Source organism: Mesorhizobium sp. M0663, from assembly GCF_040320585.1.
In the GTDB taxonomy this organism is placed as follows: Bacteria; Pseudomonadota; Alphaproteobacteria; order Rhizobiales; family Rhizobiaceae; genus Mesorhizobium.
In genome coordinates this window covers 366,012-392,256 of the sequence record NZ_JAMYPX010000003.1, presented here as the reverse complement: position 1 = coordinate 392,256, position 26,245 = coordinate 366,012, and the positions used below count along the sequence as shown (strand labels likewise).

The window sequence follows — 26,245 nt, the reverse complement described above, 5'->3', positions numbered from 1 at the left end:
CTAAAGAACCGACTCTGCGATCCGTCAGAAATCTGCGCTCTTGATTTCAAAAGGGAATTTCGGCGATTCGGGATCGGCTCGGTTTCGGCGACTATCGACAACAATCGGTCGATTTTCGACAGCCGCGCCGCAACAAGCCGCGACCCACTGGGGACCAAAAAAGGACCGTCAAACACGGCCGAACGGTCCGCACGGTAGCGCCCGGCATTCGCTCGTCGCCGTGGCGTGCCTCACTTGCCGTATGACGCAAGGAACACCCGTACGCCGGCCGCGGCGTGCCGTCGAAGCTTCGCCGGTTTCGGAATCGACTCGTCACCCAACAGCATGGCCCTGTTCAATGGCTCGCCCATAATCAACCAATTGAACTGGGAAGCGGCGACGGCCGGATCATCGATCGCAAGCAGGCCGCGATCAGCCAAGCGCTCGAACAACACTGCCATCGCCGCAATTGCGCGCCCGGGTCCGCCATCGAAGAGCGCCTTTGCCAGTTCTGGGAAGCGGCCGACCTCGCCGATCACCAGACGGCGCAGCTGCATGACGCGCGGCGTGAGTACAGTGGTAAGCTGTCGGTACGCATAGCGCTGAAGATAATCGGCAATATCTTCGCCCTCGGCGAGTTCGGGCATTTTACTGTGGACCCTATCGCTGGCTCGATTGGTCACGCTGCTCACGATCTCCACGAACAGCATCTCCTTGTTCGGAAAATTCTTGTAGACGGTCTGTTTCGACACCGCCGCAAGCGCCGCGATCTCGTCCATATTGGTGGCCAGATAGCCCTTTTGCAGAAACACTTCTGTCGCCGCCTCGAGGATGGCCCGCCGCTTTTTCGCCGACCGGCCGTGCGGTTCGAGTTCTTCTGAAACACCTGCTGAACGCGTCGTGGTCATGCTCCTGGCGTGTCCGCTGCCGATTGACTCATGGTACTGGACCGTCTAGTTTGATTTGGACCGAGATGCAATGGGGAGAGATCGACAATGCACATCCAGTTCGCGGAGCTTCCGGTGTTCGACCAGGAACGCGCCAAGGCGTTCTGCATCGATCACCTGAACTGCCGCGTCGTCGCCGATCAGCCAATGGGCAATGATGGGTGGCGATGGATCGAACTCGGATTTCCAGGTGCCGAAACCACCCTCCACTTCCTAAGGCGCAAGGACGAAACACCATCTGAGGGGCCCGTCCTCGTGCTGGTTGACAACGAAATCGAAGTCACCGTTCAGAGACTCAAATCGCGAGGCGCCGAGATCATAGCAGAACCGCGCCCCGCGCCATGGCAACCGGGGCGCACGATCGCGGAATTTCGGGACAGCGAGGGCAATCGCATGATGATCACCAGCAGATGACGCACTCACCTATCATGACCGCAACTTGCTCTTGCGGTGGCGTCGAACTCAAAGCCTTTGGCAGGCCGATCGTGAGCAGTGCCTGCTACTGCGACGACTGCCGGAAGGGAGCTGATCAGATCGAAGCTTTGCCAGGTGCTGGCGCCATACGCGATCCCGATGGCGGCACCGCATACATCCTCTATCGAAAGGACCGCATCGAGTGCTCCAAGGGGGCCGAATTGCTGAGGGGTTACAAGCTTAAGGAAACTTCAGCCACGAATAGGGTCATCGCCATGTGCTGCAATTCAGCGATGTTAATGAACTTCGATAGAGGTCCGCATTGGGTCTCGGCATACAGAGCGCGGTTTCACGGAGAACTCCCGCCACTGCAGCTGCGGATTTGCACTAAGTTCAAGTCGGACAGCGATGTCATTCCTGACGACGTGCCGAGCCACCGGGGTTATCCTCTAGGGTTCGTCGTTAAACTTTTGGCATCGCGCGTGGCGATGTTGCTAGGTCGATAAACCGGCCGCCAGCCTGCGCGATAAGACATTCAGATAGGTGCGCAAATCGGATACAGCCTTGCCGCTCAGGGTTCAGGCCTGAACGAATTTCTGTAGGCGATCCGCCACGATCAGCCCTGCCCGGCTGTTCAAGTGCACGCCGTCGGTGTGAAATAGCCAGCCATTTACGCGGGCGACATCATCCGGACGCTGCCGCAGCACCAGTACGCGAAAAGCATCGCGATAGAATGGAAGAAAGTTGAACGCCGTGTAGGCCCGGCCAGGGCGAGGCGCGAACCGCCTCGGTGAGCGCCTCATGGAGCGGGACATAGCCGCAGCGTTCCTCGTGCGCGATGGCCGCCACGATCGCAGAATATTCCTTGATCCGCCGGTTGAACTCGCTCTGGAACGGGTCGTCCGAATCCGGCGCTTCTCCTATCGGAGGGAGCGAGCAAAGGCCGATGTCCGCCGCCGTCTCGCGCTTCAGCCTGCGTGCTATCTCGGCCAGATTCTCGTGGAACCAATCGGGCGAAGGCGTGCGGGGCAGACGCTTCCAAAACGTAAAGAACCGCCGCACTTTGCGTGACACGAGCGTGAGAACATCATTCCCGCCGACCCAGACGATGACCTTGTCGGGACGACAGGCGAGCACATCCGGCAACCGCTGCAGCGCGTTGTAGGCCAAGTCGCCGCCGACGCCAAAATTCCGGAACTCAAATTGCCCGTTGCCCGGCCGCCGGCGGAGCTCCGCCAGGCCAGAAGTGAGAAATCGTCGCCTTATGCTCTTCCCAAAACGGCTGGCCCAGTCATGAGTTTCAGGTCGGATTCCGCGGCGTTTTCCAACATCCATGGGCAGGCATAATAATCTTCGATGCGATCGATGACGCGACCGGCGACATGGACACGAACCGGCCACGCGACCTGCCACCGGTCGCCTCGCTGGAAGAGCACGATCAGGACAGGCTGTCCGTCGATCGCCCCCAACTCCATGGTCCACGTCTCCGGGTTTCGCTCGTATTCGACGAAATAGGGAGAACTTCTGAGCAGGCCGTCGAAGCAGTCGGCGACCCGCAACCGAGCATCGGCGCTGGTGAGGCTCCGCACGCCATCCCAGTCATGGCGGTTGAAGAGGTCAACATAGCGCTGCAAGAGCCGCGCGGTGTCGGGATCAAGCGGACGGTTCGGTTCACCGGCAGGTTCAGGGGGCAAGTCGGCGAGCTTCGCCCGTCCGCGGGAGAGCGCGGATTTGACGCCCCCAACCGTCGAGTCCACGAGTTCTGCGGTCTCTTCCAGCGAATAGTCGAACACGTCCTTCAGGAGGATGCAGGCGCGCTCCTTGGGCGGCAAGCGGCCAACCAGCCGTTCGATGGCGCGGCGTGCATCGGTCGCTGCCGGCTCTGCAGAGACAACGCCGACGTCGTCCGAATAGGCGTGCTCCGCGCGCTCGCGCACATCGCGTCGCCTCAGAAAGTCGATGCAGCGATTGTGAGCGATGCGAAACAGCCAGGGCTTCAGCCGGCGGGCATCGTCGAGGGTCTCAATCTTCGTGTAGGCCTCGAACAGCGTCTCCTGCACGAGATCCTCACCGTCGAGGCGTGAGCCCGTCATGCGGGCGCAGTAGCGATGCAGTTGGGCGCGGACGCCTGACACCGTCTCGAGGAAGGCGCGATATCGCGCATCGAACAGGCCGGTCGGTCGCTCGGGCATGTCCTTCAGCTGCCACATCTTGGTTTCAATTTGCCAGTCATGCGACCTCCTGACCTTCAGCGCGTATTGCCGCGGTTGCGGCCAGACCAAGCTTGGGGCGAACCCATTGTGCCAACCGCGCGATCGCGTCGTCGGCTTCGGGAGCGCGGCCGGCCATCATCTGGAACGAGTGCAGCATCCCCGGAAATACGTCTAAGCGCACCTCGACGCCGGCGGCCTTTGCACGCTCGGCGAGCGCTCGGCTGTCGTCGAGCAGGGTTTCCTCTTCGCCCGCCTGCAAATAGATCGGCGGCAGGCCCTTGAGATCGGCAAAGATCGGGCTGGCCAAGGGATGTCGGATATCGACCTCACCGAGGACTTGCGACGCGAGCATGTCCACGCTGGCCTTCTGGAAGAAGGCGTCCTTCTCACGGTTCGCTTCGTAGGAGAGTCCGCTCGCGGACATATCATGCCAGCCGGAGATACTGAGGATCGCCGCCGGCAGCGGACGTCCGGCGTCGCGGCGCTTAATCGAGGCCGCGAGGATCAGGCCCGCGCCAGCGGAATCGCCTGCAGCTATGGTGTGCTTCGGCGCGACACCCTGCTCGAGCAGCCATTCGAACGCGGTCAGGGTCTGCTCGATCTGGCGCGGAAACTTGCTCTGGAAAACGTAGTCGTACGTAGCGAGCAGAGCGTAACAGCCGATCGCCTTAGCAAGGTGTCCGACCATCTTGCGATGGGTCCAGATCGATCCGCCAACATAACCACCGCCGTGCGCGTAGAGCATGACCCGATCCTTGGCCGCCAGTTTTGGCTGAACCCACAGCGCGGTCGTGTCGCCGAGGGTCGTCTCGACGTAATCGACGCCGCCCGGTTCTGCCGTCAAAACGGACCACTCGGATGCTTCCTGTGGCGATTCTCGACCGCTGCGAAAAGCCTCCGCGAGCGTTTCGTAGTGTATCTTGTTCGCTAGGCTCTGCTTGCTGTTCATTTGTCACGCTCCAATTCGTCCAGGAGGGCGATGTCAAGGATGACCGTGCCCATGAACAGCTAAGACGGATGAACCCAGCGAAAGGATACGTGGCCGGCAGATGCAACGCCTCGCCGGTGGCAGTTGCCGCGGACCCCGGTTGTCAAACCCAGCAAGGCTAGGCTGCTCCACCCTTCTCTGTGGGACGTTCGTTCCAGACATTCGCCGATCGGCCGGATGCTTCGTCTATGCCGTCGCCGGGTGGCCGGGGGCTGGGACTATTGACTATTATCGCCGAGCCAACATCGCCTTAAACATGCTGCTCTATCCTCTTCTACTCCGCAGTACTCCTCGTCACTCCCACTCGATTGTGCCTGGCGGTTTGCTCGTCACGTCATAGACGACGCGGTTGATGCCGCGCACCTCGTTGATGATGCCGGTGGCGGCGGCGCCCAGGAATGCCAGGTCGTGACGGTAGATATCCGCGGTGCTGCCATCTACCGATGGTGACGCTTTCGGCGCGTATGCGCGTACATACCGATAAGGGCAGCGGTCACGAGCCGCGCTGTCCCCACGGGCATTGCTCTACCTGCGCCCTTCAAAGAAAAGGAGCATTGTGACGGGGCTTAGCTATAGATGCTGTAGCATTGATCTAATGCGATTTATCGCAGCATCGACACCTTGCCTAGGCAGACTTTCAACCTTGTAAAATGAAAGGAACGTAAGCGAGGCTTGAGGAGCACAGGTATTCAGAATAGCTGTCTTGAGAACACGCCGCACTGGCCGCCTGAGGATCAGCCAATCGACCCACCAAGGTGAGCCCAAAGTGGTTATTGCAACCACCTTCCTTAACTGGCGAAGTCGCGGTTGTATGGCACCAAGATCGGCTGCGTGATCGTATGCAATACCAGGCACCCATACCCTGTCGAACCAGCCCTTCAATATAGCTGGAGGTCCGAACCACCACGTGGGAAAAATCAAGACGATAGTCTCGGCCCAGAGAAGATCCTCAATCTCTTTAGCTACCTCTGTAGTCTCGAATCCGGAATAGTAGCTCGCGCGCTCCGCCGGTGTAAGAGCCGGGAAGAAGCCAGATCGATACAGATCAACATGTCGGCACTGGTGCTTCGCATCCATCAGGGTGTCGATAGCTGCGTTCGAAAGCGTTTGGCAAAGGCTTGGATTGAGTGGATGAGCCGTGACAATCAAACATCGCATACCAATATTTTGAATCCTCCCCAATTTGGTTGCGCTGCGCGTCATCATTCGTGCGGCGCGGTGCTCGGGCAAAGCTTCTCATACCAATCATGGATTTCGAAATAGCTGTACGCGCCACAGTCTTCAAAGAGCAATTGTTTTTCAACGCCGAGAATGGCCCTTCTCGTCGCCTTCAGAGACTAGAGGCCACTACGCCTACATCTGCCGGAGTATTATCGCTTCCGCCACTCTGCTCTCGGCTGCTCGCTAAGACTCCCCCTCATTCCCACTCAATGGTTCATAGGTATGGTAACTCGCTGATTTCGCATCGCAAATCCTTTGCGCACGACGAAGAACCCTCTTGCGATCCGTCAGAAATTTGCGCTCTTGAATTCAAACACCAATTTCGACGGTCCACGTTTTGCTCGGTTTCGGCGACTATCAGTATCAATAGGTCGATTTCTTTCTGACGGCCGCCGACCGAGCCGTAACGGCAGTTCCCAAAAAAGACCGTCACGAGGCGGTCTACGACCAGAGTCCGTCGCGAGATTACATCGGGCTGCGTCGTTGATACAGCGGTACGCTCGAGACAGCGCCATCGGTGACCTGCCAGGCGTCAGTCGCGCGATATGGACAGCCCCGCGAGAAGCGGCGCGTACGCGGCGAGCCTGTGGGATACGAACTCCGTGAAGAGCCGCACGCGCTTCGTCTTGCGTGTCTCCCCCTGTGTGAGAAGCCAGAGCGTTCCGTACATGTGCAGCTCGGTGCCCGGCACCCTCACCAGTAGGGGGTCGGCATCGCCGACGAAGCAGGGCAGTGTCGTGATCCCGAGCCCTTGCCGTACAGCAACGATCTGCGCCTCGGCGTCCGTGGTCCTGAAGGGAACCCCCGTGGTGCGAACCTCACCCTCGCTGGCCCATTCCGGAATTCCATGAATGCTTATGACGATCCACCGGATGGGATCAGGCGCGCCCGCACGCCACGCGGCTAGTCGATCACAGGACATATAGACGCCGCCGAACACCTCCGGTCCCTTCAGGCCATGAAGATTGAGCGGCAGGGTTTTGCGGTCGTAGACGACGCGGATCGCGACGTCGGCCTCTCGGTTGGTCAGATTTGCCAGCTCGCCGGACGACAAGATTTCCATCTCGATGTCCGGATGCAGACGCGCGAAATCGGCGAAGTCCGGCATGAGCAGGTGTGTCGCGAGGGGCGGTGCCAGCGTCACCCGCAGAAGCCCGCGCACGCTCTGGTCGCGCCCGAAGACGCGCGTCTCCAGCAGGTGCGACGACACTTCCATCTGGTCCGCGAACTCGAGGACCTCCTCGCCCGCAGCCGTCAGGCGGTAGCCCGAAGGCAGCTTTTCGAACATCTGCACCCCGAGGCGTTCCTCGAGCTGGGCGACGCGTCGCAGCACGGTCGAGTGGTTCACACCGAGGCGCTCGGCGGCGGCCCGCACCGAGCCTCCGCGCGCGACGGAAAGAAAGTAGCGAACGTCATCCCAGTCGATCATGGTGCAATCCGGCACCGCGCGGTGCGCCTTCCAAGGCCCGTATCTAACACATCGAACAGCAGTACGGGCGGTCATCATAGCCTATGTCGACGAGTGCGGCTCAATTCCGAACGGCGGACGCCGATCGTCGCGGCTGGCGTCAGGCGTCCAGCCGGATCGATTTCGCACCACCGATGTGCGCGCTTCCGCACTCAACAACTGACGCCGGCGGACCCATTTCGAGGCTCTCGGGGGCAGATGCTGTCCCGACACCACGAAAAGGAGAAGTCATGGGAAAGCTTGAGGGTAAGGTTGCGGTCATCACGGGTGGATCGAGCGGCATGGCGCTGGCGAGCGCCAGGCGGTTCGTTGAAGAAGGCGCCTATGTTTTCATCACGGGCCGGAGACAGGAGGCGCTGGACGAGGCCGTCAAGCTGATCGGCCGGAACGTGACCGGCGTGCGCGGCGACGCGGCCAATCTCGACGACCTCGACCGCCTGTTCGATACAGTCAAGCGGGAAAAGGGCAGGATCGACGTCCTGTACGCGAGCGCCGGCACAGGCGAAGCCGTCCCACTGGGCGAGATTACCGAGCAGCACTTCGATGCGGCCTTCGGCCTGAATACGCGCGGCACGCTGTTTACGGTTCAGAAGGCGTTGCCGCTGTTCAACGATGGCGGATCGATCTTCATGACCGGGTCAGTTGCTTCGGTGAAAGGTTTTCCTGGTTACAGCGTGTATGCGGCGAGCAAGGCGGCGCTGCACGCATTCGCACGCGGGTGGCTCAACGAACTCAAGGGCAGGAATATCCGGGTGAACGTGCTGCACCCGGGGCCGATCGCCACACCGATGCAGGACCAAGTCCTCACCGAGGAGGCGAAGCAGATGTTCGAATCCCTGATCCCGCGGGGAAAGATGGGGCGTCCTGAGGAAATTGCGACGGCCGCGCTGTTTCTTGCTTCCGACGATTCGAGCTTCGTGAATGGGGTGGAGTTGTCTGTCGATGGCGGCTTCTCGGCCATCTGAAATCGCGCCGGATCGCGGGAAGCGGCTGACCGGCGGGAACTAGCGTGTCCATGGTGGAACGACCACGCAAAGGTCGCCACACAGCGCAACGAATAACCCAGCGCCGTTGAAGGCCGGGGAAATCAATACCAACACGGATCGGAGAAGCATCATGAGCTACGCAATTGTAGGATTCGGTAAGATAGGCCAGGCCCTCGCCCACGCCTTCGCCCGTAAAAACATCGACGTGGCCGTCGCGAGCCGCCGGCCGCCCGAGGCGTTGGCGCCGCAGGCTCGGGCGATTGGACCCACGGTCGTCGCCAAGTCGCTGCGGGATGCACTCGAGGCCGACACAATCATCTTGGCAGTCCCGTTCGGAGAGCACCGCGAAGTTGCGAAGGCTCTGCCGAACTGGGAAGGCAAGACAGTCATCGACGCGACGAACGTGTTTCCAGTGCCTGAAGAGCTGGACGGTCTCCCGTCCTCCGCCTTCGTCGCGAAGGCGTTCACCGGCGCCAAGTTCGTCAAAGGGTTCAATCACCTGGTTGCGGCCACCCTGGCTGCCGATCCGATCGTCGAGGGCGGGCACCGTGTCGTCTTTCTGTCGAGCGACGACGAGGACGCGACCGCTCCCGTGGCGGCCTTGGCCAAACAACTCGGGTTCGCACCCGTCAAGCTGGGAAAGCTCAACGAGGGTGGCGCGCTGGTGCGCGCGCGCGGCCGCACTTGGGGCCAGCTCATCTTCCAGGATTTGTTCAAGAAGGAGCAGTAATCGATGTACGACCATGTGACCTGGCCCGAGCGATATGATCCGAAAACGTCGGCCATCTACGCACTCAACGACATTGACGTGAAGGCGCCGCCTGAAGCGGTCTGGAAGCTGCTCGTCGAAGCCGAGAATTGGTCGAGCTACTTTCCCGCCGAGGATCAGGTCAAGATTCTGACGGGGGAGCCGGAACTGGCGCTCGGAACGCGATACAGCCGTGTGACGGTTGGATTTCCGATGAGTCTGGTCGTGACGGAATGCGAGCCCCTTCGTAGGCTCGCATGGGCGACGACAGTTGATGGCGACGAGACCGGCTCAACCGCATACCATGGCTGGGTCATCACGCCTACGGACCATGGCTGCCACGTGCTGACCGAGGAAACGCAGCAGGGCCCCTTCTTCCTCGATGAGCTCGGGCGCAAACATCCCGGCGCACTCTACCGGTATCACCAAGACTGGGTCGAAAGCCTCGCCCGCGCAGCGGAGGCGGAAACAGCGAAGACGACAGTGGATTGATTGCGCTTCCTATTTAATTTTGGAGATGAATGAGATGAATATCGAACTCAAAGGCCGCAAGGCCATTGTTACCGGATCCACCGCCGGTATCGGCCGCGCGACGGCGGAGGGGTTGGCGCGTGCCGGTGCATCGGTCGTCGTCAACGGCCGTGGAAACGCTCGGGTCGATGAGGCGGTGCGGCAGATGCGGCAGGCCTTCCCCGGCAGCGACATCTCGGGTATCGCCGCTGATCTTGCGACAGCGGAGGGGGCAAAGGCCTTGATCGCGCATGCGCCGGACGCCGATATCCTTGTGAACAACGTCGGTACAGCACACATCCGGAGCTACAACGGCGTCGAGGATATCGCAAATATCCCCGATGAGGACTGGCTTGACCTCTTCCAGTTGAACGTAATGAGTGGCGTGCGCGCGAGCCGTCATTACCTGCCGCGGATGGTGGCGAAAGGCTGGGGCCGCGTCGTGTTCATAAGTAGCGAATCCGCAGTCAACATCCCTAAGGAAATGCTCGACTATGGCATGACCAAGACCGCTCAACTCGCGGTCTCACGCGGGCTTGCCGAGGCGGTCGCGGGCACGGGCGTCACCGTCAACGCCGTCCTGCCGGGACCTACCCGCTCTGAGATCCTGGGCAACTTCATGGCGAAACAGGCTGACGCAAATGGAATCACGCAGCACGAAGCCGAGCAGGGCTTCCTGCAGGCGATGCGTCCGACGAGCCTCATCCACCGCTTCGCGACCACCGATGAGGTGGCCAACATGATCATCTACACATGCTCGGAGCAGGCTTCGGCGACCACCGGCGCGGCTTTGCGGGTGGATGGTGGCGTGGTCCGCTTCGTCGCGTAGCAGGACGACCAAATTGTTCCGTTCGCCAACTCGGGTCCGCTGTCGGCCAAGCTGCTGAAGCATGGCACGCTTAAGTCTACAGGGATCTGCCGCACGGCATGCGCACGATCCACGCATTGCGGGGGCACTCTGAAACTATGCGAGGCACGAGAACGTATTCAGCTACGGCGCCGTCCCCGCTGTGCTCGGCGGCCGTGCGCCCGTCTCGTTGGTCCCGCCCCGGGGGCTTAGACCATGATACAAATCCGCGGAACATAATGTCTATTGTCCGAGGAATTGGATCGGCGCTCCGATCCCAATCCAAAGCATGTGCTGTGAACGGCGCGGTGTATCGATCCCTTTGAGCATCTCTACACATAATCGAAGGTCTATCGCCGACCTGCAAAACGGCTGCTTGTTCTTGCAGAATCGCCCGCGAACTATCGCCTCCTATCGTTGACCAACAATTTCCGAATATATCCGACAGTACTCCAACCTACGCCCCCTCATTCCCACTCGATTGTTTTAAGTGATCGTAACGCATTGAATTCCACGCACAAATTCTTTCTGCACGCAATGAAGAACCGTCTCCCCGATCCGTCAGAAATTTGCGCTCTTGAATTCAAAGGAGAATTTCGGCGATTCAAAATCTGCTCGGTTTCAGCGACTATCGGCATCGATTGGTCGATTTTCGACATTCTTTAGCTGTGCCTTCACGATCCCGTCGGCAAAAAGACCGTCACGGCTCGCAAGAGCCTGAACGACACGCAGTTCCTCTCATGCCTTGATCCGTCCCGGACTTACGCCTTGGCGGCGTTCTGTGCAGCCTCGAATACATCGCGTGCGGACGTCGTACCCGCTACGTGCTCCGTAAGCACGTGCACCAACGTTTTCGAGTGTCGTGCAAACGCTGTACCCCGCCATCAAAGCCTCTAGCTCGCTAATGGCGGCTTCCAAGCCAGAAGGGACATCAATCTGACCGGCCAAAGACGCCCCGCTCCACCGAGCGGGGGCGTCTCCCCTGTTAATCCCTGTCAGCTTGCCGGATTGCGTGCCATGACGATCCACGCCGCGCCGTCGATCATCACCGACCGCTCGCCGGGGAGGCCCGCGAAGGCGGCACGAACCGCGGCCGAGGCGCGGGCGCGGATGTCGTCGGGCTGATCAGCGAGAGCGCGCGACAGCGGGCCGACCTCGAGTGTCATCTCCACCGCGTCGTCGATCGCCGCGTCCCGCGTCCCCCCCTCGCCGAACGGGATGGAGGCATCGAATGGCGCGATAGCGACATCGGTGAAGCCAGCCGCCGTTAAAATACGCGCCACCCGCCCCTGGTCGCCAAACGAGAACGGGCCGGGCGCTTCGGGATCGGGCGGCGCCGTCGGCGGGACGATGCCCTTGATCGCGCCCATCGGCAAGCGCACCCAATCGTTCTCGGCCATGCCGCGCCAGCAGACGAAAGCGACCCGCGCGCCCGGCTTGAGCGCACGGCGCATATGAGCGAACGCCGCCGTAGGATCGTCAAAGAACATCACTCCGAAGCGCGAGAACAGGATGTCGAACGCGCCCTCGGGCAACGCGGTGCTGCTGGCGTCGGCCACCTGGAACAGGGCCGGCGTATCCTGCGGCGCTAGCGCGCGCGCTCTGCCGATCAGCGGTTCGGATATGTCCACGCCTAGCACATGGCCCCCCGCGCCGACGCGGGCGGCCAGATCCAGACTAGACGCCCCCGCGCCGCAGCCGACGTCCAGCACGCGTTCGCCCGTGGCGGGCGCGGCGGCTTCGATCGCGGCCTGGCCGAACACCGCCATCATGGCATCGAGCCGGGCCTGGTAAGCGACCCAGCGCTCCCCGCTTTGGCCATTCCAGTCGGCTACCTGATAAACATTTTTCTCTGCCATGCCATATCCTTGTTCTGATTCTTTCTTTGCTAGGCTCTCCCCTCAGGCGAGAGGGGGCCCGCGTTCCGTGACACCGGCCCGCAACCTTCTGAATTTGATAGCCCGCGGCAACCGGAGAAGGGAATCTGTGCTCTCAAACCAGCATCGACTGCTGGGCGAAGATGCCCGCCATCGCGCCGTGCGATGATGCCGTGGTGACCGAGGCCATGAGGGGGTTGGCGAGGTCGCCGGCGGCGTAGATGCCGGGAATGCTGGCTTCGCGGCGCTCATCGACCTTGAGGGCGATGCCGCCGGGCGTATCGACCGTGGCGAGGCCCAGTGATTCATGCAGGCTTGCGGACGGCTTATTGCGCGGATGGGCGAACAGGATGTCGACCGCGACATTGCGGCCGGTCTCGAGATTGACGGTGGCGATATGGCCCCCGCGATGGGCGATCTCGATGATCCGGCCATCGACGACAGGAATGTTGCGGCGCGCGAGATCGGCCCGGATATCGGGCGGAATGTCGTGACCATCGGCGAAGAGCGTCAACCTGTCGGTCCAATCGTGGAACAGCCTGACAGACTGGTGCGACTGCGGGCCGGACCAGACGAGGCCCCAATGCTGGCCGGCGACTTCAAAGCCGTCGCAATAGGGGCAGGGCACGATGGACGTGCCCCAGCCTTCGGCAAAGCCCGGAACATCAGGCATCTGGTCGGCGACGCCATAGCTCAGGATCAGGCGGCGCGCCCCAAGGCTTTCGCCATCGCCAGTGAGGACGGAGAAATCGTCGACGGCGCCGGAGACGCTGTCGGCCCGGGCATTGACCAGCCTGATCGTGGGATAACGCGCCAGCTGCTGCCGCGCCTCGGCCAGGATGTCCAGCGGTGGCTTGTGATCGTGGCCGAGCAGGCCATGCGAGTGGCCGGCGAAGCGGTTGCGCGGCAGGCCGGTATCGAGAACGGTGACCTTGCGGCGGGCACGGCCGAGCTGCAGGGCACCGGCGAGACCGGCAAAGCTGCCGCCGATGATGATGACGTCATCCATGGTGATAAGCTCCGTGTTGTGGATGGAGAGGGTTGGGCTGGGCCTGGCGCGAAATATCGTCCAGCGATACGCGCTCGAGACGGGCAGCGAGCAGGGCTTCGGCATCGACGAGAAAGTCGCCCATCACTGTGTTGACCGGCCGGACAATGCCGCATTCGATATCGCCGGGCGGCCCGGGGAAACTTGATTTGGAGGACAGGTTGAAACCTATCCATTGGCTTGCACATTTCAGATACTAAATGGTATCGTAATGCAAGAATTAGGATACTGTCAAGTACTGGAATTGTCGTGACCGAAAACAGCCAGGGCCGGCGCGGCCGGCCCGCCAACGAGGCGCTTGGCCAAACGATAGTCGACGCCGCGTGCGAACTCTTTGTGGAATTGGGTTTTCAAGCGACGACATTAGACAAGGTCGCCCAGCGGGCGAAGATATCCAAGCTCAGCATCTATCGGCACTTCGAGAACAAGGAGGCGCTGTTCAGCGCGGCCATCGCGGCCCGCTGCCATCAGTTTGCACCACAGGCCCTTTTTGAAGGCGTCGACGGTTCGGCCGAAGATCAGCTCATGGCGGTGGGATCATCCCTGCTTCGCACGCTGTTGAGCTCGGACGTCCGCAGTGTCGAAGCCATGATCATGGCCGACAAGACGAATCAAAAGTCGTTAAGCAAGCTCCAATACGAAGCCGGCCCCGCCCATGTCATCGCCCAAATCGAGGCCCTGTTGCGTCAGTTGCACGCGAAGGCGGTTCTGAACGTGCCCGATCCTCTCCGGTCCGCCCGCTTGTTTGCCGCGCTTTTCAAAGGATCCGATCTCCTGATTATCGCACGCTTCGATGAGGCGAGAGCAGAGGACGACAACGAAATCGAATCCTATTGCCGGTCGGCCGTCGCCATGTTCATCGCCGCGCACGGTGGCAACGACCACGCGGGCGGATAAGCATTTGATTGCTCCGGGCAGCTTGGCCGGGACCGTCGTCCAGGCGCTTCGTCATATTGGGCCGGCGCGCGCGGCCGAGCTTGCACAGATCGCGGCACCTCATCTTTCTCCCAACGATAAAAAGACGCTCGCATCTACCGCGGTCCAAGCTCCCGCCTGGATGCGGTCGACGCTTCTCTCCATCGCAGATCCGGCAGCAGTCGGGACAACATTTGATAGGTGATGCGAAGGTGCCATCCGACGATATGCGATCGGGTCCGGAACATCGATCGGTACCGCAGCCAAAGCTGAAACTATGTATGTCGATAACTAAAGTACCGTCAGCGCGGAAATGTCATGCTACGGGTAATTTTCGTTATATATTTCAAAGCGTTGACACACAGAAAAGTACCGTCAAACCCTAAAAAGGAATGACGGTACTTTTTAGAATGCTCTGTCGGATACGAAAAGCACCGTCAAAAGTACCGTCAGAGTGATCTGCTACAAGCTGCGAGCCGCGCCAAGCGCTCCGATAAACTTAACGATTTCAATGACTTGATAGGTTTGTCAATTCCATTGACAATGTGCCCTGGCTAGCAGTCTGCCCTGCCCGCAAATCATTGTATTTTCTGCGAAATTCTACGTTAGAGCCGCCTATCATCGCCGTTTCCCTCACTCCCACTCGATGGTGCCGGGCGGCTTGCTCGTAACGTCGTAGACGACGCGGTTGATGCCGCGTACCTCGTTGATGATGCGGGTGGCGGCTGCTCCCAGGAATGCCATGTCGTAATGGTAGAAGTCGGCCGTCATGCCGTCGACCGAGGTGACGGCTCGCAGCGCGCAGACGAATTCATAGGTGCGGCCGTCGCCCATCACGCCGACGGTCTTCACCGGCAGCAGCACGGCGAAGGCCTGCCAGATGGCGTCGTAGAGGCCGGCCTTGCGGATCTCGTCGAGATAGATGGCGTCGGCCTCGCGCAGGATCTCCAGCTTTTCGCGGGTGATGCCGCCCGGACAGCGGATGGCGAGACCGGGACCGGGGAACGGATGCCGGCCAATGAAGCTGTCGGGCAGGCCGAGCTCCTTGCCGAGCGCCCTCACCTCGTCCTTGAACAATTCGCGCAGCGGCTCGACCAGCTGCATGTTCATGCGTTCGGGCAAGCCGCCGACATTGTGATGCGACTTGATGGTCACCGACGGGCCGCCGCTGAAAGAGACGCTTTCGATGACGTCGGGATAGAGGGTGCCTTGTGCCAGGAAATCGGCGCCGCCGAGCTTCTCGGCCTCCTCCTCGAACACTTCGATGAACAGCCGCCCGATGGTCTTGCGCTTCTTCTCGGGGTCCGACTCGCCCTCGAGCGCGCCGATGAAACGGTCCGAAGCGTCGACCAGGATCAGCGGCAGATTGTAATGCTGGCGAAACATCTCCACCACGCCTGATGCCTCGTCCTTGCGCATCAGACCGTGGTCGACAAGGATGCAGGTGAGCTGGTCGCCGACCGCCTCGTGGATCAGCAAGGCCGCGACCGAGGAATCGACGCCGCCCGACAGCGCGCAGATAACCTTGCCCTTGCCGACCTGCTTGCGGATCGTCTCGACCGCGTGCTCGCGGTAGGCGCGCATCGTCCAGTCGCCTTCGATGCCGGCGATGTTGTGGACGAAGTTGCGGAGCAACCTGGCGCCGTCCGGCGTATGCACCACTTCGGGGTGGAACATGAGGCCGTACATTCTGCGCTCGACATTGCCGAAGATGGCGAAGGGCGAGCCCTCCGATTTTCCGAGCACCTCGAACCCCTTGGGCAGGGAGATGACGCGATCGCCATGGCTCATCCACACCTGGTGGCGCTGGCCGGGCGCCCACAGGCCCTCGAACAACGGGCTGTCCTTGGCGATCTCGACGAAGGCGCGGCCGAATTCGCGATGATCGGAGCTTTCGGCGACGCCGCCCATCTGCACGCACATCGCCATCTGGCCATAGCAGATGCCGAGCACCGGCACGCCGGCATCGAAGACGATCTGCGGCGCGCGCGGGCTGCCGATGTCGCCGGTCGAGGCCGGGCCTCCGGACAGGATCACCGCCTTCGGATCGATGCGCTTGAACGCCGCCTCGGCCGACTGGAAGGGTACGATCTCGGAAAACACGCCGGCCTCGCGGATGCGGCGGGCGATCAGCTGGGTGAACTGGCTGCCGAAATCGACAATCAGGACGGTGTCGGGATGATTGGCTGTTTTCATGGCGAGCGTTTAGAGAAAGAAACGAGTCGGCGCAATGGGTTGTGAGGTCGCGCTTTCACTTCGATTCCGGTGTATCGTCCTGAACGCCAGAGGCTTTGTCCAATGCATCAGTTTGCGTTGTATCGAGTGACCGCAAGGCGCTCATCAGCGCCGCGAAACGCTCGTGACCAAGGCGGGCAACATAGCTCCGTTCGATCTGCAGCTTGATGCGGTCGCCATCGCGCAGGGCGTCCAGGCCCTTGCGGGTGTAGCGCACAAGCTTGCCGCGGCCGTCTTGCGGATCGGGCAGACGCTGCAACACACCTTCCGTCTCCAGGCCATCGAGCAATTGCTGAATCGCCTGCTTTGAGATCGCCGAGCGCTCGATCAGCGCCGACTGGCGCATGCCGCCGCGCGGGATATGTCCAAGCAGGCCGGCACGCGCTTCGGTGAACCAGTGATGGCCGGCAGCGCGCATCGCAGCGGCGAACTCGGTCTGCCAGGCGCGGCTCGCCTGCCACAGCCGCCAACCTATGTGATCCGGCAGCGCTTCAGGTTTTTCGTCAAGGCCCTTGACCAAATTCTTCTCGCCCGATACATAGTCAAGCATCTTGACTACTAGTTCACTCTAAGTGGCGATGCCGGTCAAGGCAATCGGCGAGTTCAATTCAGGAGGAAATCATGGCAGCACTTCAGAAGGAAGCCCTTGCAATGCTCATTCCGGGCATGACCCATGTGTTGGAACGAAACGGCAAGGAGGCTTACGTCTATTTTGAAAGCGAGGGTGCCGCGCACATGCTGCTCGACGATGGCGAGGCGCGAAGCGGGCGCTGGCGGATGCTCGATGACGGTTATGTCGCCGACTGGGACACCGGCGCGACCGGACGCTGGACCCTCGATCACGAGCCCGGGTCAGTCACTTACATCAATCGCGACAACGCCGTTCGCTTCAGGATGATCGGCGTGCTGTTCGGCAACGCTAAGAACCTGCCGCCCCAACAAGCTTGAAGTCGATCGCGCCTGAGGCGATCGCCTGTTCCAGCAGTTGCACCGCCGCGGCCAGCTTCTCGTCGATGACGTGCAGATATTCGGTCCAGTCGCCAACGTGTCTCAGATCGGCCGCGCCGTCGGAAATGCCGCGCAGGCCGATAAGCGGAACGTCGAACAGCTGGCAGGCGCGCAGGCAGGCGAAGGTCTCCATATCGACCATGTCGGCGGCGATCGCGTCGTAGGCGGCGCCGGAGACGATTGCCGCCCCGGTCGACAGCGCCGCCGGCCTGATGCCTGGTATCCTGAACGGCAGCGGCACGCTGACAGGCAGGTCGAGGAACGGCGTGGCGCCCTTCTCGAACCCCAGGGGCGAGGCGTCCATGTCGCGGTAGGCGACTGAAACGGCCTGGTAGATTTCCGTCTGCTCCAGCGTCCGGCTGCCCGCCGACCCGAGCGACACGACGAGATCCGGCAGCGCCTTCCCGGCGTGCAGCCGGGACAGTTCGGCGCCGAGCCCGATACCGGCCTCGACCGGTCCGACGCCGGTCAGCAGCGGCGTGAACAGCCGCTGCAGGTGTGGACCGTATTCGGCTTCGGCCGCCATGACGAAGAGAACGGACTTGCCGGATATCAGGGTGAGCTCACCAGGTGCCTTGCCGGCCATGATCGTCCATCCTCCCCTGCCCGTTCCTCAGCCCTCGATGCCGTCGCGGCCGAGCACCGTCATCATCGTTCCGGTCATCGTGGCGATCAGCTTGGCCTCGCCGTCGACGGCGAACGCATAGGCTTGTCCGTCGGCGACGATGATGGTGCGGCCAGGCTTGGTCACCGAGCCGCGGAACAGGAAGCGCTCGCCCCTGCCGGGCGCCAGCAGATTGACCTTGAACTCGATGGTCAGCACGCCGGAATTTTCCGGCATCAACGAGAATGCTGCATAGCCGCAGGCCGAGTCGAGAGCCGTCGAAATGACGCCGGCATGGAGAAAGCCGTGCTGCTGCGTCAGTGCCGCAGAATAGGGCATTTCGATCTCGATGATGCCGGGCGTCACCAGCGTCAGCTCGGCGCCAATGGTCATCATCGCGTTCTGGCGCGCGAAGGACGTCCTGACGCGGTCCTCATAATCGGGAGCAGGAACGATCTTTGCTGCCATGGCCGTCGCCCTTCGTTTCTCGGCAAATCTTATTGCAAAGGCATTTATCGCAGAGGGGTGGGCGGCAGGCAATCGCAAATGCTGCACTGCAGCATTCGGCTTAGCCCTGTATCGATGGCAACGATTCAGCCGGCCCGCCGCAGCGCGCAGAAGTAAAAGCCGTCGGTGCCGCTCAGCAACGGCGACAGCGAAATGCCGCCCGCGGCGCCTATCCGCATTGCCGCTTCGTGGCCCGCAAAACGGCTGTCCCAAAGCTGGCGGTGATCGAGCGGGACAAAACCGGGATGGCGGTCCCGGAAGGCCGAAACCTGGTCGCCATTCTCCTCGTCGAACACCGAACAGGTGATGTAGACCAGCAGGCCGCCGGGTTTGACGAAGTCCCTGGCGGCATCGAGTATCGTCTCCTGCTCGCCCTTGCGGGCGTCGAGCTGTCTTTGCGTCAGCCGCCATTTGGCATCCGGCCGGCGCCGCCAGGTGCCGCTGCCGGTGCAGGGCGCATCGATCAGGACGATATCCATGTGCTTGCCGAGCGGCGGCAGTTCGGCCGGCCTGGTGACGATCTGCACATTGCGGTTTTCCGAACGGCGGATGCGGTCGAAGATCGGCGCCAGCCTTGCCTTCTCCGCATCGTGGGCGAAGATCTGGCCGCGATTGTCCATCGCCGCGGACAGCGCCAGCGTCTTGCCGCCGGCGCCGGCGCAAAAATCGAGCACCTGCATTCCAGGTTCGGCGCCGGCCAGTTCGGCCGCAATCTGCGAACCCTCGTCCTGAACTTCGAACCAGCCTTTCTGGAAGGCCGGCTCGGCCTGCACGTTCGGGTGCCTGCCGTCGCCTTCGATCGGCGGGATGCGGATACCGTGCGGCGCGATCCGCGCAGGCTTGGCGCCGGTCTCCGCCAATTCCGCCAGCACCTTGCCGCGATCGGCCTTCAGCGTGTTGACCCTGAGGTCGAGCGGCGGGCGTGTCGCCAGCGCGGCACCCTCTTCCACCCAGGCCGTGCCGAACGCCCGTTCGAACAGCGGCATGCACCAGTCGGGGACGTCTGCCCTGACAGCCGGCGGCGCATCGGCAAGCCGGCGAGCCGCAAGCGTTGTCAGTTCGTCGGCGGTAAGCAGCGGCGGCGCAAACTTGTCGCCCTCGAGCGCCTCGTTCAGCGACTGCGCCGTCTGGCCCCATTCGAGCAGCAGCGCGCCGAAGCCGATGGCGCGCGGTGTGTCTTCGCCCAACAGCCAGCCGGCCGAGCGCTTGCGGCGCAGCGCGTCGTAGACGATGTTGCCGATCGCGGCGCGGTCGCCGCCACCGGCGAAGCGGTGCGACAGGCCCCAGTCCTTCAGCGCATCGGCCACCGGCCGGTGGCGCCGGCCAATGTCGTCAAGCACTTCGATGGCTGCCGCCAGCCGCCCGCCCAGTCTCATTGTCGTCTTCCATTACTCAGCAAATTAATTCCGGCCCTGCTCTTAGAGCTTTTCGTGCCCTGATTGAAACAGTTCTGTTTCGCCGACGGCGAGACGATCCATGCGGAGGGTGGCGAATGTGGATTGGTGCATCGCGAGCCGCCGCCACCAAGCGGGCGCCGGCATGCGGAACCAAACAATTCGATCAATATATTACAAGTCTCTAATGTTCGTGTCCGGCGCTCACAAGCATAGCGGCTTGCGAAACTGCTCTGCTTTGCAAGTTTTGCGGTTGCGAATACTCTTTGCGCGGTGATTCGCGTCGCAGAAAAAGCGGAGCCGCGGGTCGATACGAGGAGAGGGCAATGAAAACTTATCTGGCGGAAGTTCTAGGCACGTTTCTATTGGTGTTCATCGGCACGGCTTCGGTGGTGACGGGCGGCTTCGGCGGCGCGCTGCCGCTTGGCCAGGAAGGTATCGGTCTGGCGTTCGGCATTGGCCTGATAGCGGCCGCTTACGCGATCGGCCCGATTTCGGGCGCGCATCTCAATCCGGCGGTGACGCTCGGTGTGTTCCTCGCCGGGCGGATGCCGGCCAGGGACGTCATTCCCTATTGGATCGCGCAGGTCATCGGCGCCATCATCGCGTCGCTGGCGCTGTGGATCATCGTCTCCGGACAGGTCGGCGGCCACACCGGCGGCTTCGGCGCCAATGGCTGGGATGTGACGAAATGGGGCGTCAGCTCGGCCTTCCTGTGGGAGCTGATCGGCACCTTCACCTTCGTCACGGTGATCCTCGGCGTCACTAACGCCAAGCACACCACGGCCTTCGCCGGCCTGGTCATCGGCCTGACGCTGGCCGGACTGCACTTCGCCATCATTCCGGTGACCGGCACGTCGCTCAACCCGGCCCGTTCGATCGGACCGGCGCTGTTTTCGGGAACTGCGGCGATCGGCCAGCTGTGGCTGTTCATCGTCGCGCCGCTGATCGGCGGCGCCATTGCCGGCGTGGTCGCCAAGGCCGGTATCTTCGAGAAAGACTGACTTTCGAAGGCTTCATGGAAAAGGCGCGGGTCAAGGCCCGCGCCTTTTTCGTTGCATCGAGAAGTCGTGCGCCCGGATCAGGCCGCGAGGTCAAAACGGTCGGCGTTCATCACCTTGGTCCAGGCGGCGGCGAAATCCCTGACGAACTTCTGCCCGGCGTCGACCGATCCGTAGACCTCGGCAAGCGCACGCAATTGCGCGTGCGAGCCGAAGATCAGGTCGGCGCGGGTGCCGGTCCACCTGACCGTCTTGGTCTTGCGGTCGCGCGCCTCGTAGACTTCATCGGAACCGGCGGCCGGATCCCAGACCGTGTTCATGGAGAGCAGGTTGACGAAGAAATCGTTGGTCAACGTGCCCGGCCTGTCGGTGAACACGCCGTGCTTCGATTGGCCGGTGTTGGCGCCGAGCACCCGCAACCCGCCGACGAGCACCGTCATCTCCGGCGCCGTCAAGGTCAGCAGCTGCGCCCGGTCGACCAGCATCGCCTCGACCGACATCGGCGGCTTACCCCTGACATAATTGCGGAAGCCATCGACTTTCGGCTCGAGCGCGGCGAAGGACTGGATATCGGTCTGTTCCTGTGAAGCGTCCATGCGGCCCGGCGTGAACGGCACCCCCACGTCATGGCCGCCGTCCTTGGCCGCCTTCTCGACCGCGGCGACGCCGCCGAGAACGATCAGGTCGGCAAGCGAGATCTTCTTGCCGCCGGACTGCGAGTTATTGAAGCCCTTCTGGATGCCTTCGAGTGTCTCGAGCACCTTGGCCAGCTGCGCCGGCTGGTTGACCTCCCAATCCTTCTGCGGGGCCAGGCGGATGCGGGCGCCGTTGGCGCCGCCGCGCTTGTCGGAGCCGCGGAAAGTCGAGGCCGAGGCCCAGGCGGTCGAGACCAGTTCGGAAACGGACAGGCCGGAGGCCAGGATCTTCGCCTTCAGCGAGGCGATGTCCTGTTCGCTGACCAGCTCGTGGTCGATTGCCGGTATCGGGTCCTGCCAGATCAGCTCTTCCTTCGGCACGAGCGGCCCGAGATAGCGGACGGCCGGACCCATGTCGCGATGGGTCAGCTTGAACCAGGCGCGCGCGAAGGCATCGGCGAACTGATCAGGATTCTGATGGAAGCGCCGCGAGATCTTCTCGTAGGCCGGGTCGACGCGCAGCGCGAGGTCGGTGGTCAGCATCGCCGGCGCGCGGCGCTTCGACGGATCGTGCGCGTCCGGTACGGTGCCTGCACCGGCGCCGCCCTTCGGCGTCCACTGATGGGCGCCGGCCGGGCTCTTGGTCAGCTCCCATTCGTAGTTGAACAGATTGTCGAAGAAATTGTTGCTCCATTTGGTCGGCGTCGTGGTCCAGGTCACCTCGAGACCCGAGGTGATGGCGTCGCCGGCAATGCCGGTGGCATGCTTGCTCGACCAGCCGAGGCCCTGCGCCTCGATGCCGGCGCCTTCCGGCTCCGCCCCGACCAGCGATGCATCACCGGCGCCGTGGGTCTTGCCGAAGGTGTGACCGCCGGCGATGAGCGCCACGGTTTCCTCGTCGTTCATGGCCATGCGGGCGAAGGTCTCGCGGATATCGCGCGCCGCGGCCAATGGATCGGGCGTGCCGTTCGGCCCTTCCGGGTTGACGTAGATCAGCCCCATCTGCACGGCGCCGAGATGGCCGTGAAGTTCGCGGTCGCCGGAATAGCGCTCGTCGGCGAGCCACTTGGTTTCCGATCCCCAGTCGACGTCCTGCTCCGGCTCCCAGACATCGGCGCGGCCGCCGGCGAAGCCGAACGTCTTGAAGCCCATCGATTCCAGCGCGACGTTGCCGGTGAGGATCAACAGGTCGGCCCAGGAGATTTTCCTGCCGTATTTCTGCTTGACCGGCCACAGCAGCCGGCGCGCCTTGTCGAGATTGGCGTTGTCCGGCCAGCTGTTGAGTGGCGCGAAACGCTGCTGGCCGGCGCCGGCGCCGCCACGGCCGTCGCCGATGCGATAGGTACCGGCGCTGTGCCAGGCCATGCGGATGAAGAGCGGGCCGTAATGGCCGAAATCGGCCGGCCACCAATCCTGCGAATCGGTCATCACCTGGTGCAGATCCCTGATCACCGCATCGAGATCGAGGCTCTTGAATTCCTTGGCGTAGTCGAAGTCCTCGTCCATCGGGTCCGAGAGGCTGGACTGCTGATGGAGGACGGCAAGGTCGAGCTGGTTCGGCCACCAGTCACGGTTGCTCCTCCTGGCCGATCCATGTGGGACCGGGCATTTGCCGGCGCTGTTGTCGTCGGTTTTCGCGTCCATCTTTGCCTCCGATTTGTTGATTTTCCGGGATTTTGTTGATTTTCCGGGCAGGGCCAGCGGCCGCGCCATTCTGGAATGGTTCCAGACTAGCCCGCCCAGCCGATAAAGACAAATTGCCTTTGCTGTTTATTCTGATAGGTTTTCCTTATGATCGGTTTGACCGTCCGGCAGATGCATTATTTCGAGGCGCTGGCGCAGACGCTGCATTTCGGCCGTGCCGCAAAACTCGCCGGCGTCAGCCAGCCGGCGCTGTCCGCGCAGATCGCCGAGATGGAGCTGCGGCTCAATTGCCGTCTGTTCGAGCGCGGCGGCAAATCGGTGCGCATGACCGACGAAGCGCAGGTCCTGCTGCCGCGCATCGAGCGCATTCTTGCCGACGTCCGCGACGTCGAGGCGACGGCCCGGCGCGGCCGCCCGGCGCTGGAAGGCCGCTTCCGGCTCGGCATCATCCCGACGGTGGCGCCCTATCTGCTGCCGCATGTGCTGCCGGAGCTGAAACGGCATTTCCCGGCCTTGCAGCTGGAACTGCGCGAGGCGGTGACCGCGTCGCTGGTCGAGGACACCAGTTCGGGGAAGCTCGACGCCTTCGTCGCGGCACTGCCCCTCGATTACCCCGGCCTGGTCACCGAGGAACTTTTCTCCGACCGGTTCTTCCTTGCCGTGCCGGCCGGCGACCCCGCCTTCGCCTCGCCGCCGGTGCCGCCGGAAAGCCCGGCGCTGGAGCGGCTGATGCTGCTGGAGGAAGGCCATTGCCTGCGCGAACAGGCGCTCGCCGTCTGCGGCAGCGTGCGGCCGGTGGCGATGGCAAGCTACGGCGCGACCAGCCTGACGACGCTCTTACAGATGGTGGCGCATGGGCTCGGCGTCACGCTCATCCCCGAGATGGCGGCCGGGCCAGCCAGCACTATCCCCGATTTGAAGATCGTGCCGTTCCAGGAACCGATGCCGCAGCGCACGATCTGCCTCGCCTGGCGGCGCAACAAGGTGCGCCACGACGAATGCGTCGAACTGGCCAAGATCATCCGCGGGCTGGATGCGGCGGTGCTGGCAGCGTAGAGCGGCGGGTCAAGGATCCGGTTTTAGCCCCGAAGCCAACTCGCAAGAAAGGAACGGCTTCAATCCTTTTCCCAGGCTGCGAGCAACGGGCCGTTGCTTCCATAGACAGGGTCCTTGCGCGGACGGCCAACCCTGGGGATCGTGACGACTGCCTTGGCATGGTCGGCGGCGGTCGTACACAGGTCATAGGTGCCGGATGGAGGATAGGCGCCGACAACCAGAAAATCGTCGGACGCGGAAAGACGCTGGTGCCCGGTGCCGGCCGGAAGCACCGCGACGTCGCCGGCCTTCAGGGGGAGCGTTCGTCCCTTGTTGCCGCCAAAGCGGACTTTCGCCGTCCCGCGCGCGACGCCGAGCACCTCGTGTATCCGCGAATGGTAGTGGACGTAGTCGTAGATGCCGTTGCGCCAGCTATCGCCCCAGCCATTTGCCTCGAAAAGCGCCTCCATGACAGCCGCAGGATCGAATTCCTCGGACAGCGTCACGGCGCCGCGATAGACGACAAGCGGCCAGAACGGATGGTTGGGCACCAGGCCATCATCCCTGAACCGAAATTCATTCGCTTTGCGCGGCCGGAGAAGATCGGAAACCTCGCGCTTGCCCGGCCTGGCAACGCCGGTGACCTGCTCGACGGCTTTCTTCGTGGTTTGCAGAATACTCATGGCGTGGCCTCGGTTGGTGGGGAGCTTCATGCCGACTTAACCGGCTGCACGGCGCTCGGTTCCGCTGAGGTCGGAGATCTGCGATCTGTGCGGTCGGCATTTGACGTCCGGGCACATCGAAGCCGCCCAAGTTTCAAGACTTGAGCACCGCAAGCATGTGAATATCCAATCGGTCCCGCCGCTGTGTCGTCCCATGGCACGGATGAGACGATACACTGTTTACCACAGCGCTCGCGACGGCTCGCGAAACAGGCGACCCGCAGAGGCTTTTTCGTGTTATGATGCACCTGCAACGCGCGTAATCTCGACCTCGGCAACATGGCAAAGGTCGAAAGCAATTTTTGCCCTGGCGTCCCCCAGCACGGACTCAACTCCGGATGGCTGGGTGTGCTTATCCGGGGCGAGGAGGTTGTCCATGTCCACGAGTAATGTCGAACGCCCGCTGCAGCCGGGCGACCGGGCGCCGAATATTATTCTCGATGCGATCTCCCGCGAAGGCAAAATCGCGCTCACTGATTTTCGAGGTCGTAGCCCATTGTTGATCGGCTTGTTTCGAGGCCTGCACTGTGCGTTCTGCCGGCGCAATGTCGCGGCTATGGCGCAACTCAAGCCGGCCCTGGCTGAGAAAGGCGTCGAATGCCTGGCGGTCGTCAATACGCCGGTAGAGCGGGCACGGCTCTATTTCCGTTACCATCCGACACCCGATCTTCTCGCCGCGTCCGACCCGGAGCGGGCCTCGCACCGTGCTTTCGGCTTGCGCGAGATCGGGATGGACAAGGTCATGGGGATCCGTATCGATCTCCCGGGTGAGTTGCCCGAGCCTATGGACCCCATCGCAATAAACGAGTTGCTCAACGAGAAGGAGGGGTATGAGATTACGGAAGCCGATCAGCAGATGATGGCTTCCGCTAAGGAGCTGCTGGTTGGTCAGTTTCTCATCGACCGAGGGGGCATTGTACGCTGGAGCTTCACTGAAGTTCTGGAGGCTGGCCTCAATACCCCCAAGGCGCCGAATCCGGAGGAATTGATGTCAGCGGCTTCCCAAGTTGCACATTAATGGGCTGCGGAAATAGGCGGCTGACAACTCGCTCGACGATCGCGCCCTTTCCGCTCACTACCGGGGAAAGGCCGTCCTGGGTCAAAACCTGAAGATCGTGGATGACCGCTTCGCGCCCGATCTCGGCCGTAGAGATCAGCTTCTCCGCGTCCTGAAAGCAGACATCGCAAGCGAGGACTCCGGAGGTCGCGGTTGCGCCCTCAAGCCCCGCCCGGTCGACCAGATAGAAGATCGCATTGGCCTCGCCGCCCGGCATCGTCTCGCTGAACTGGATGCGGCTG

At 62.2% G+C, this 26,245-nt stretch carries 28 protein-coding genes and 3 pseudogenes; 14 read left to right on the top strand and 17 right to left on the bottom strand.

Annotation, left to right across the window (positions count from 1 at the left end):
* Window positions 1-230: 230 nt before the first annotated feature.
* Window positions 231-887, bottom strand: a complete 657-nt coding sequence (locus NKI54_RS08310) for a TetR/AcrR family transcriptional regulator (RefSeq protein ID WP_023676206.1) — start codon at window positions 885-887, stop codon at window positions 231-233.
* Between the two features lie 87 nt (window positions 888-974).
* Between NKI54_RS08310 and NKI54_RS08305 the strand changes: the two genes are divergently transcribed.
* Together NKI54_RS08305 and NKI54_RS36480 are read left to right on the top strand one after the other, a co-directional pair.
* The gene (locus NKI54_RS08305) at window positions 975-1,340 is read left to right on the top strand and encodes a VOC family protein (RefSeq protein ID WP_352569213.1); all 366 of its coding nucleotides are present in this window, start codon (window positions 975-977) and stop codon (window positions 1,338-1,340) included.
* On the top strand, window positions 1,268-1,846 hold the full coding sequence (locus NKI54_RS36480; protein WP_502897618.1) for a GFA family protein: 579 nt from the start codon (window positions 1,268-1,270) through the stop codon (window positions 1,844-1,846). The genes NKI54_RS08305 and NKI54_RS36480 overlap by 73 nt, the downstream gene beginning before the upstream one ends.
* 178 nt (window positions 1,847-2,024) lie before the next feature.
* On the opposite strand, the gene NKI54_RS08300 is transcribed toward NKI54_RS36480, so the two are convergent.
* From NKI54_RS08300 to NKI54_RS08275, 6 genes and pseudogenes are all read right to left on the bottom strand, one after another.
* Window positions 2,025-2,675, bottom strand: coding sequence for an SGNH/GDSL hydrolase family protein (locus NKI54_RS08300; protein ID WP_352634590.1), 651 nt, complete (start codon window positions 2,673-2,675; stop codon window positions 2,025-2,027).
* Window positions 2,603-3,550 carry a sigma-70 family RNA polymerase sigma factor gene (locus tag NKI54_RS08295; RefSeq protein WP_352569211.1) on the bottom strand — a complete coding sequence of 316 codons (948 nt, stop codon included), beginning with the start codon at window positions 3,548-3,550 and terminating at the stop codon, window positions 2,603-2,605. The genes NKI54_RS08300 and NKI54_RS08295 overlap by 73 nt, the downstream gene beginning before the upstream one ends.
* Before the next feature lie 19 nt (window positions 3,551-3,569).
* Window positions 3,570-4,502 carry an alpha/beta hydrolase gene (locus NKI54_RS08290; RefSeq protein WP_352569210.1) on the bottom strand — a complete coding sequence of 311 codons (933 nt, stop codon included), beginning with the start codon at window positions 4,500-4,502 and terminating at the stop codon, window positions 3,570-3,572.
* Window positions 4,503-4,835: 333 nt separating this feature from the next.
* Window positions 4,836-5,003 (bottom strand): annotated as a pseudogene (locus NKI54_RS08285) (GMP synthase (glutamine-hydrolyzing)); the annotation flags it as partial.
* A gap of 108 nt (window positions 5,004-5,111) precedes the next feature.
* Window positions 5,112-5,699, bottom strand: coding sequence for an NAD(P)H-dependent oxidoreductase (locus tag NKI54_RS08280; RefSeq protein WP_352451024.1), 588 nt, complete (start codon window positions 5,697-5,699; stop codon window positions 5,112-5,114).
* Window positions 5,700-6,294: 595 nt separating this feature from the next.
* On the bottom strand, window positions 6,295-7,191 hold the full coding sequence (locus NKI54_RS08275) for a LysR family transcriptional regulator (protein WP_352569208.1): 897 nt from the start codon (window positions 7,189-7,191) through the stop codon (window positions 6,295-6,297).
* A 269-nt stretch (window positions 7,192-7,460) separates the two neighbouring features.
* Between NKI54_RS08275 and NKI54_RS08270 the strand changes: the two genes are divergently transcribed.
* From NKI54_RS08270 to NKI54_RS08250, 5 genes and pseudogenes are all read left to right on the top strand, one after another.
* A complete protein-coding gene (locus NKI54_RS08270) occupies window positions 7,461-8,195 on the top strand; it encodes an SDR family NAD(P)-dependent oxidoreductase (protein WP_352569207.1) in 735 nt (244 codons plus the stop codon).
* 151 nt (window positions 8,196-8,346) lie between these two features.
* Entirely contained in the window at window positions 8,347-8,946 is a 600-nt protein-coding gene (locus tag NKI54_RS08265) for an NADPH-dependent F420 reductase (RefSeq protein WP_352691112.1), read from the top strand.
* 3 nt (window positions 8,947-8,949) lie between these two features.
* The gene (locus NKI54_RS08260; RefSeq protein ID WP_352569205.1) at window positions 8,950-9,456 is read left to right on the top strand and encodes an SRPBCC domain-containing protein; all 507 of its coding nucleotides are present in this window, start codon (window positions 8,950-8,952) and stop codon (window positions 9,454-9,456) included.
* A 34-nt stretch (window positions 9,457-9,490) separates the two neighbouring features.
* Entirely contained in the window at window positions 9,491-10,303 is an 813-nt protein-coding gene (locus NKI54_RS08255) for an SDR family NAD(P)-dependent oxidoreductase (protein WP_352569204.1), read from the top strand.
* Window positions 10,304-10,306: 3 nt separating this feature from the next.
* Window positions 10,307-10,419 (top strand): annotated as a pseudogene (locus tag NKI54_RS08250) (alpha/beta fold hydrolase); the annotation flags it as partial.
* Between the two features lie 897 nt (window positions 10,420-11,316).
* On the opposite strand, the gene NKI54_RS08245 reads toward NKI54_RS08250, so the two are convergent.
* Together NKI54_RS08245 and NKI54_RS08240 are read right to left on the bottom strand one after the other, a co-directional pair.
* The gene (locus tag NKI54_RS08245; protein ID WP_023676202.1) at window positions 11,317-12,180 is read right to left on the bottom strand and encodes a class I SAM-dependent methyltransferase; all 864 of its coding nucleotides are present in this window, start codon (window positions 12,178-12,180) and stop codon (window positions 11,317-11,319) included.
* Window positions 12,181-12,313: 133 nt separating this feature from the next.
* Window positions 12,314-13,207: an NAD(P)/FAD-dependent oxidoreductase gene (locus NKI54_RS08240; RefSeq protein WP_352569203.1), complete on the bottom strand. Its 894-nt coding sequence runs from the start codon at window positions 13,205-13,207 to the stop codon at window positions 12,314-12,316.
* Between NKI54_RS08240 and NKI54_RS08235 the strand changes: the two genes are divergently transcribed.
* From NKI54_RS08235 to NKI54_RS08225, 3 genes and pseudogenes are all read left to right on the top strand, one after another.
* The gene (locus NKI54_RS08235; RefSeq protein ID WP_352569202.1) at window positions 13,206-13,394 is read left to right on the top strand and encodes a hypothetical protein; all 189 of its coding nucleotides are present in this window, start codon (window positions 13,206-13,208) and stop codon (window positions 13,392-13,394) included. The genes NKI54_RS08240 and NKI54_RS08235 overlap by 2 nt on opposite strands.
* Window positions 13,395-13,495: 101 nt before the next feature.
* Window positions 13,496-14,143: a TetR/AcrR family transcriptional regulator gene (locus tag NKI54_RS08230; protein ID WP_352569201.1), complete on the top strand. Its 648-nt coding sequence runs from the start codon at window positions 13,496-13,498 to the stop codon at window positions 14,141-14,143.
* Window positions 14,139-14,366: pseudogene (locus NKI54_RS08225) on the top strand (hypothetical protein); the annotation flags it as partial. The gene NKI54_RS08230 and the pseudogene NKI54_RS08225, both read left to right, overlap by 5 nt.
* A gap of 428 nt (window positions 14,367-14,794) precedes the next feature.
* Here the strand turns inward: NKI54_RS08225 and guaA are convergent.
* Together guaA and NKI54_RS08215 are read right to left on the bottom strand one after the other, a co-directional pair.
* Entirely contained in the window at window positions 14,795-16,357 is a 1,563-nt protein-coding gene (gene guaA / locus NKI54_RS08220) for a glutamine-hydrolyzing GMP synthase (protein ID WP_352691108.1), read from the bottom strand.
* 55 nt (window positions 16,358-16,412) lie between these two features.
* A complete protein-coding gene (locus tag NKI54_RS08215; protein WP_352691106.1) occupies window positions 16,413-16,946 on the bottom strand; it encodes a MarR family winged helix-turn-helix transcriptional regulator in 534 nt (177 codons plus the stop codon).
* A 71-nt stretch (window positions 16,947-17,017) separates the two neighbouring features.
* Between NKI54_RS08215 and NKI54_RS08210 the strand changes: the two genes are divergently transcribed.
* Window positions 17,018-17,344 carry a hypothetical protein gene (locus NKI54_RS08210; RefSeq protein WP_352541802.1) on the top strand — a complete coding sequence of 109 codons (327 nt, stop codon included), beginning with the start codon at window positions 17,018-17,020 and terminating at the stop codon, window positions 17,342-17,344.
* On the opposite strand, the gene NKI54_RS08205 is transcribed toward NKI54_RS08210, so the two are convergent.
* The 3 genes from NKI54_RS08205 to NKI54_RS08195 form a co-directional block, all read right to left on the bottom strand.
* Entirely contained in the window at window positions 17,316-17,990 is a 675-nt protein-coding gene (locus NKI54_RS08205; RefSeq protein ID WP_352691105.1) for a 5'-methylthioadenosine/S-adenosylhomocysteine nucleosidase, read from the bottom strand. The genes NKI54_RS08210 and NKI54_RS08205 overlap by 29 nt on opposite strands.
* 27 nt (window positions 17,991-18,017) lie before the next feature.
* Window positions 18,018-18,476, bottom strand: a complete 459-nt coding sequence (locus tag NKI54_RS08200) for a PaaI family thioesterase (protein ID WP_023677140.1) — start codon at window positions 18,474-18,476, stop codon at window positions 18,018-18,020.
* 125 nt (window positions 18,477-18,601) lie between these two features.
* Entirely contained in the window at window positions 18,602-19,891 is a 1,290-nt protein-coding gene (locus tag NKI54_RS08195) for an RsmB/NOP family class I SAM-dependent RNA methyltransferase (protein WP_352691103.1), read from the bottom strand.
* A 344-nt stretch (window positions 19,892-20,235) separates the two neighbouring features.
* Here NKI54_RS08195 and NKI54_RS08190 point away from each other — a divergent pair, with 344 nt between their 5' ends.
* Window positions 20,236-20,913, top strand: coding sequence for an MIP/aquaporin family protein (locus NKI54_RS08190; protein ID WP_023677138.1), 678 nt, complete (start codon window positions 20,236-20,238; stop codon window positions 20,911-20,913).
* 77 nt (window positions 20,914-20,990) lie between these two features.
* Here the strand turns inward: NKI54_RS08190 and katG are convergent, their stop codons facing one another.
* Window positions 20,991-23,189, bottom strand: a complete 2,199-nt coding sequence (katG, locus tag NKI54_RS08185) for a catalase/peroxidase HPI (protein WP_352691102.1) — start codon at window positions 23,187-23,189, stop codon at window positions 20,991-20,993.
* A gap of 147 nt (window positions 23,190-23,336) precedes the next feature.
* On the opposite strand from katG, the gene NKI54_RS08180 reads away from it, so the two are divergent.
* Window positions 23,337-24,245, top strand: coding sequence for a hydrogen peroxide-inducible genes activator (locus NKI54_RS08180; protein WP_352691100.1), 909 nt, complete (start codon window positions 23,337-23,339; stop codon window positions 24,243-24,245).
* Between the two features lie 59 nt (window positions 24,246-24,304).
* Here the strand turns inward: NKI54_RS08180 and NKI54_RS08175 are convergent, their stop codons facing one another.
* On the bottom strand, window positions 24,305-24,907 hold the full coding sequence (locus tag NKI54_RS08175) for a cupin (protein ID WP_352691098.1): 603 nt from the start codon (window positions 24,905-24,907) through the stop codon (window positions 24,305-24,307).
* A 415-nt stretch (window positions 24,908-25,322) separates the two neighbouring features.
* Here NKI54_RS08175 and NKI54_RS08170 point away from each other — a divergent pair, with 415 nt between their 5' ends.
* The gene (locus tag NKI54_RS08170) at window positions 25,323-25,964 is read left to right on the top strand and encodes a peroxiredoxin-like family protein (protein ID WP_352691097.1); all 642 of its coding nucleotides are present in this window, start codon (window positions 25,323-25,325) and stop codon (window positions 25,962-25,964) included.
* Here the strand turns inward: NKI54_RS08170 and NKI54_RS08165 are convergent.
* On the bottom strand, window positions 25,900-26,220 hold the full coding sequence (locus NKI54_RS08165; protein ID WP_352691095.1) for a hypothetical protein: 321 nt from the start codon (window positions 26,218-26,220) through the stop codon (window positions 25,900-25,902). The genes NKI54_RS08170 and NKI54_RS08165 overlap by 65 nt on opposite strands.
* Window positions 26,221-26,245 lie beyond the last annotated feature (25 nt).

Bases quoted from the DNA above. Each gene is read 5' to 3' on its own strand.
- NKI54_RS08310 (WP_023676206.1), bottom strand. From the start codon at position 887: ATGACCACGACGCGTTCAGCAGGTGTTTCAGAAGAACTCGAACCGCAC.
- NKI54_RS08305 (WP_352569213.1), top strand. From the start codon at position 975: ATGCACATCCAGTTCGCGGAGCTTCCGGTGTTCGACCAGGAACGCGCC.
- NKI54_RS36480 (WP_502897618.1), top strand. From the start codon at position 1,268: ATGGCAACCGGGGCGCACGATCGCGGAATTTCGGGACAGCGAGGGCAA.
- NKI54_RS08300 (WP_352634590.1), bottom strand. From the start codon at position 2,675: ATGGATGTTGGAAAACGCCGCGGAATCCGACCTGAAACTCATGACTGG.
- NKI54_RS08295 (WP_352569211.1), bottom strand. From the start codon at position 3,550: ATGTGGCAGCTGAAGGACATGCCCGAGCGACCGACCGGCCTGTTCGAT.
- NKI54_RS08290 (WP_352569210.1), bottom strand. From the start codon at position 4,502: ATGAACAGCAAGCAGAGCCTAGCGAACAAGATACACTACGAAACGCTC.
- NKI54_RS08280 (WP_352451024.1), bottom strand. From the start codon at position 5,699: ATGCGATGTTTGATTGTCACGGCTCATCCACTCAATCCAAGCCTTTGC.
- NKI54_RS08275 (WP_352569208.1), bottom strand. From the start codon at position 7,191: ATGATCGACTGGGATGACGTTCGCTACTTTCTTTCCGTCGCGCGCGGA.
- NKI54_RS08270 (WP_352569207.1), top strand. From the start codon at position 7,461: ATGGGAAAGCTTGAGGGTAAGGTTGCGGTCATCACGGGTGGATCGAGC.
- NKI54_RS08265 (WP_352691112.1), top strand. From the start codon at position 8,347: ATGAGCTACGCAATTGTAGGATTCGGTAAGATAGGCCAGGCCCTCGCC.
- NKI54_RS08260 (WP_352569205.1), top strand. From the start codon at position 8,950: ATGTACGACCATGTGACCTGGCCCGAGCGATATGATCCGAAAACGTCG.
- NKI54_RS08255 (WP_352569204.1), top strand. From the start codon at position 9,491: ATGAATATCGAACTCAAAGGCCGCAAGGCCATTGTTACCGGATCCACC.
- NKI54_RS08245 (WP_023676202.1), bottom strand. From the start codon at position 12,180: ATGGCAGAGAAAAATGTTTATCAGGTAGCCGACTGGAATGGCCAAAGC.
- NKI54_RS08235 (WP_352569202.1), top strand. From the start codon at position 13,206: ATGGTGATAAGCTCCGTGTTGTGGATGGAGAGGGTTGGGCTGGGCCTG.
- NKI54_RS08240 (WP_352569203.1), bottom strand. From the start codon at position 13,207: ATGGATGACGTCATCATCATCGGCGGCAGCTTTGCCGGTCTCGCCGGT.
- guaA (WP_352691108.1), bottom strand. From the start codon at position 16,357: ATGAAAACAGCCAATCATCCCGACACCGTCCTGATTGTCGATTTCGGC.
- NKI54_RS08215 (WP_352691106.1), bottom strand. From the start codon at position 16,946: ATGCTTGACTATGTATCGGGCGAGAAGAATTTGGTCAAGGGCCTTGAC.
- NKI54_RS08210 (WP_352541802.1), top strand. From the start codon at position 17,018: ATGGCAGCACTTCAGAAGGAAGCCCTTGCAATGCTCATTCCGGGCATG.
- NKI54_RS08205 (WP_352691105.1), bottom strand. From the start codon at position 17,990: ATGGCCGGCAAGGCACCTGGTGAGCTCACCCTGATATCCGGCAAGTCC.
- NKI54_RS08200 (WP_023677140.1), bottom strand. From the start codon at position 18,476: ATGGCAGCAAAGATCGTTCCTGCTCCCGATTATGAGGACCGCGTCAGG.
- NKI54_RS08195 (WP_352691103.1), bottom strand. From the start codon at position 19,891: ATGAGACTGGGCGGGCGGCTGGCGGCAGCCATCGAAGTGCTTGACGAC.
- NKI54_RS08190 (WP_023677138.1), top strand. From the start codon at position 20,236: ATGAAAACTTATCTGGCGGAAGTTCTAGGCACGTTTCTATTGGTGTTC.
- katG (WP_352691102.1), bottom strand. From the start codon at position 23,189: ATGGACGCGAAAACCGACGACAACAGCGCCGGCAAATGCCCGGTCCCA.
- NKI54_RS08180 (WP_352691100.1), top strand. From the start codon at position 23,337: ATGATCGGTTTGACCGTCCGGCAGATGCATTATTTCGAGGCGCTGGCG.
- NKI54_RS08175 (WP_352691098.1), bottom strand. From the start codon at position 24,907: ATGAGTATTCTGCAAACCACGAAGAAAGCCGTCGAGCAGGTCACCGGC.
- NKI54_RS08170 (WP_352691097.1), top strand. From the start codon at position 25,323: ATGTCCACGAGTAATGTCGAACGCCCGCTGCAGCCGGGCGACCGGGCG.
- NKI54_RS08165 (WP_352691095.1), bottom strand. From the start codon at position 26,220: ATGCCGGGCGGCGAGGCCAATGCGATCTTCTATCTGGTCGACCGGGCG.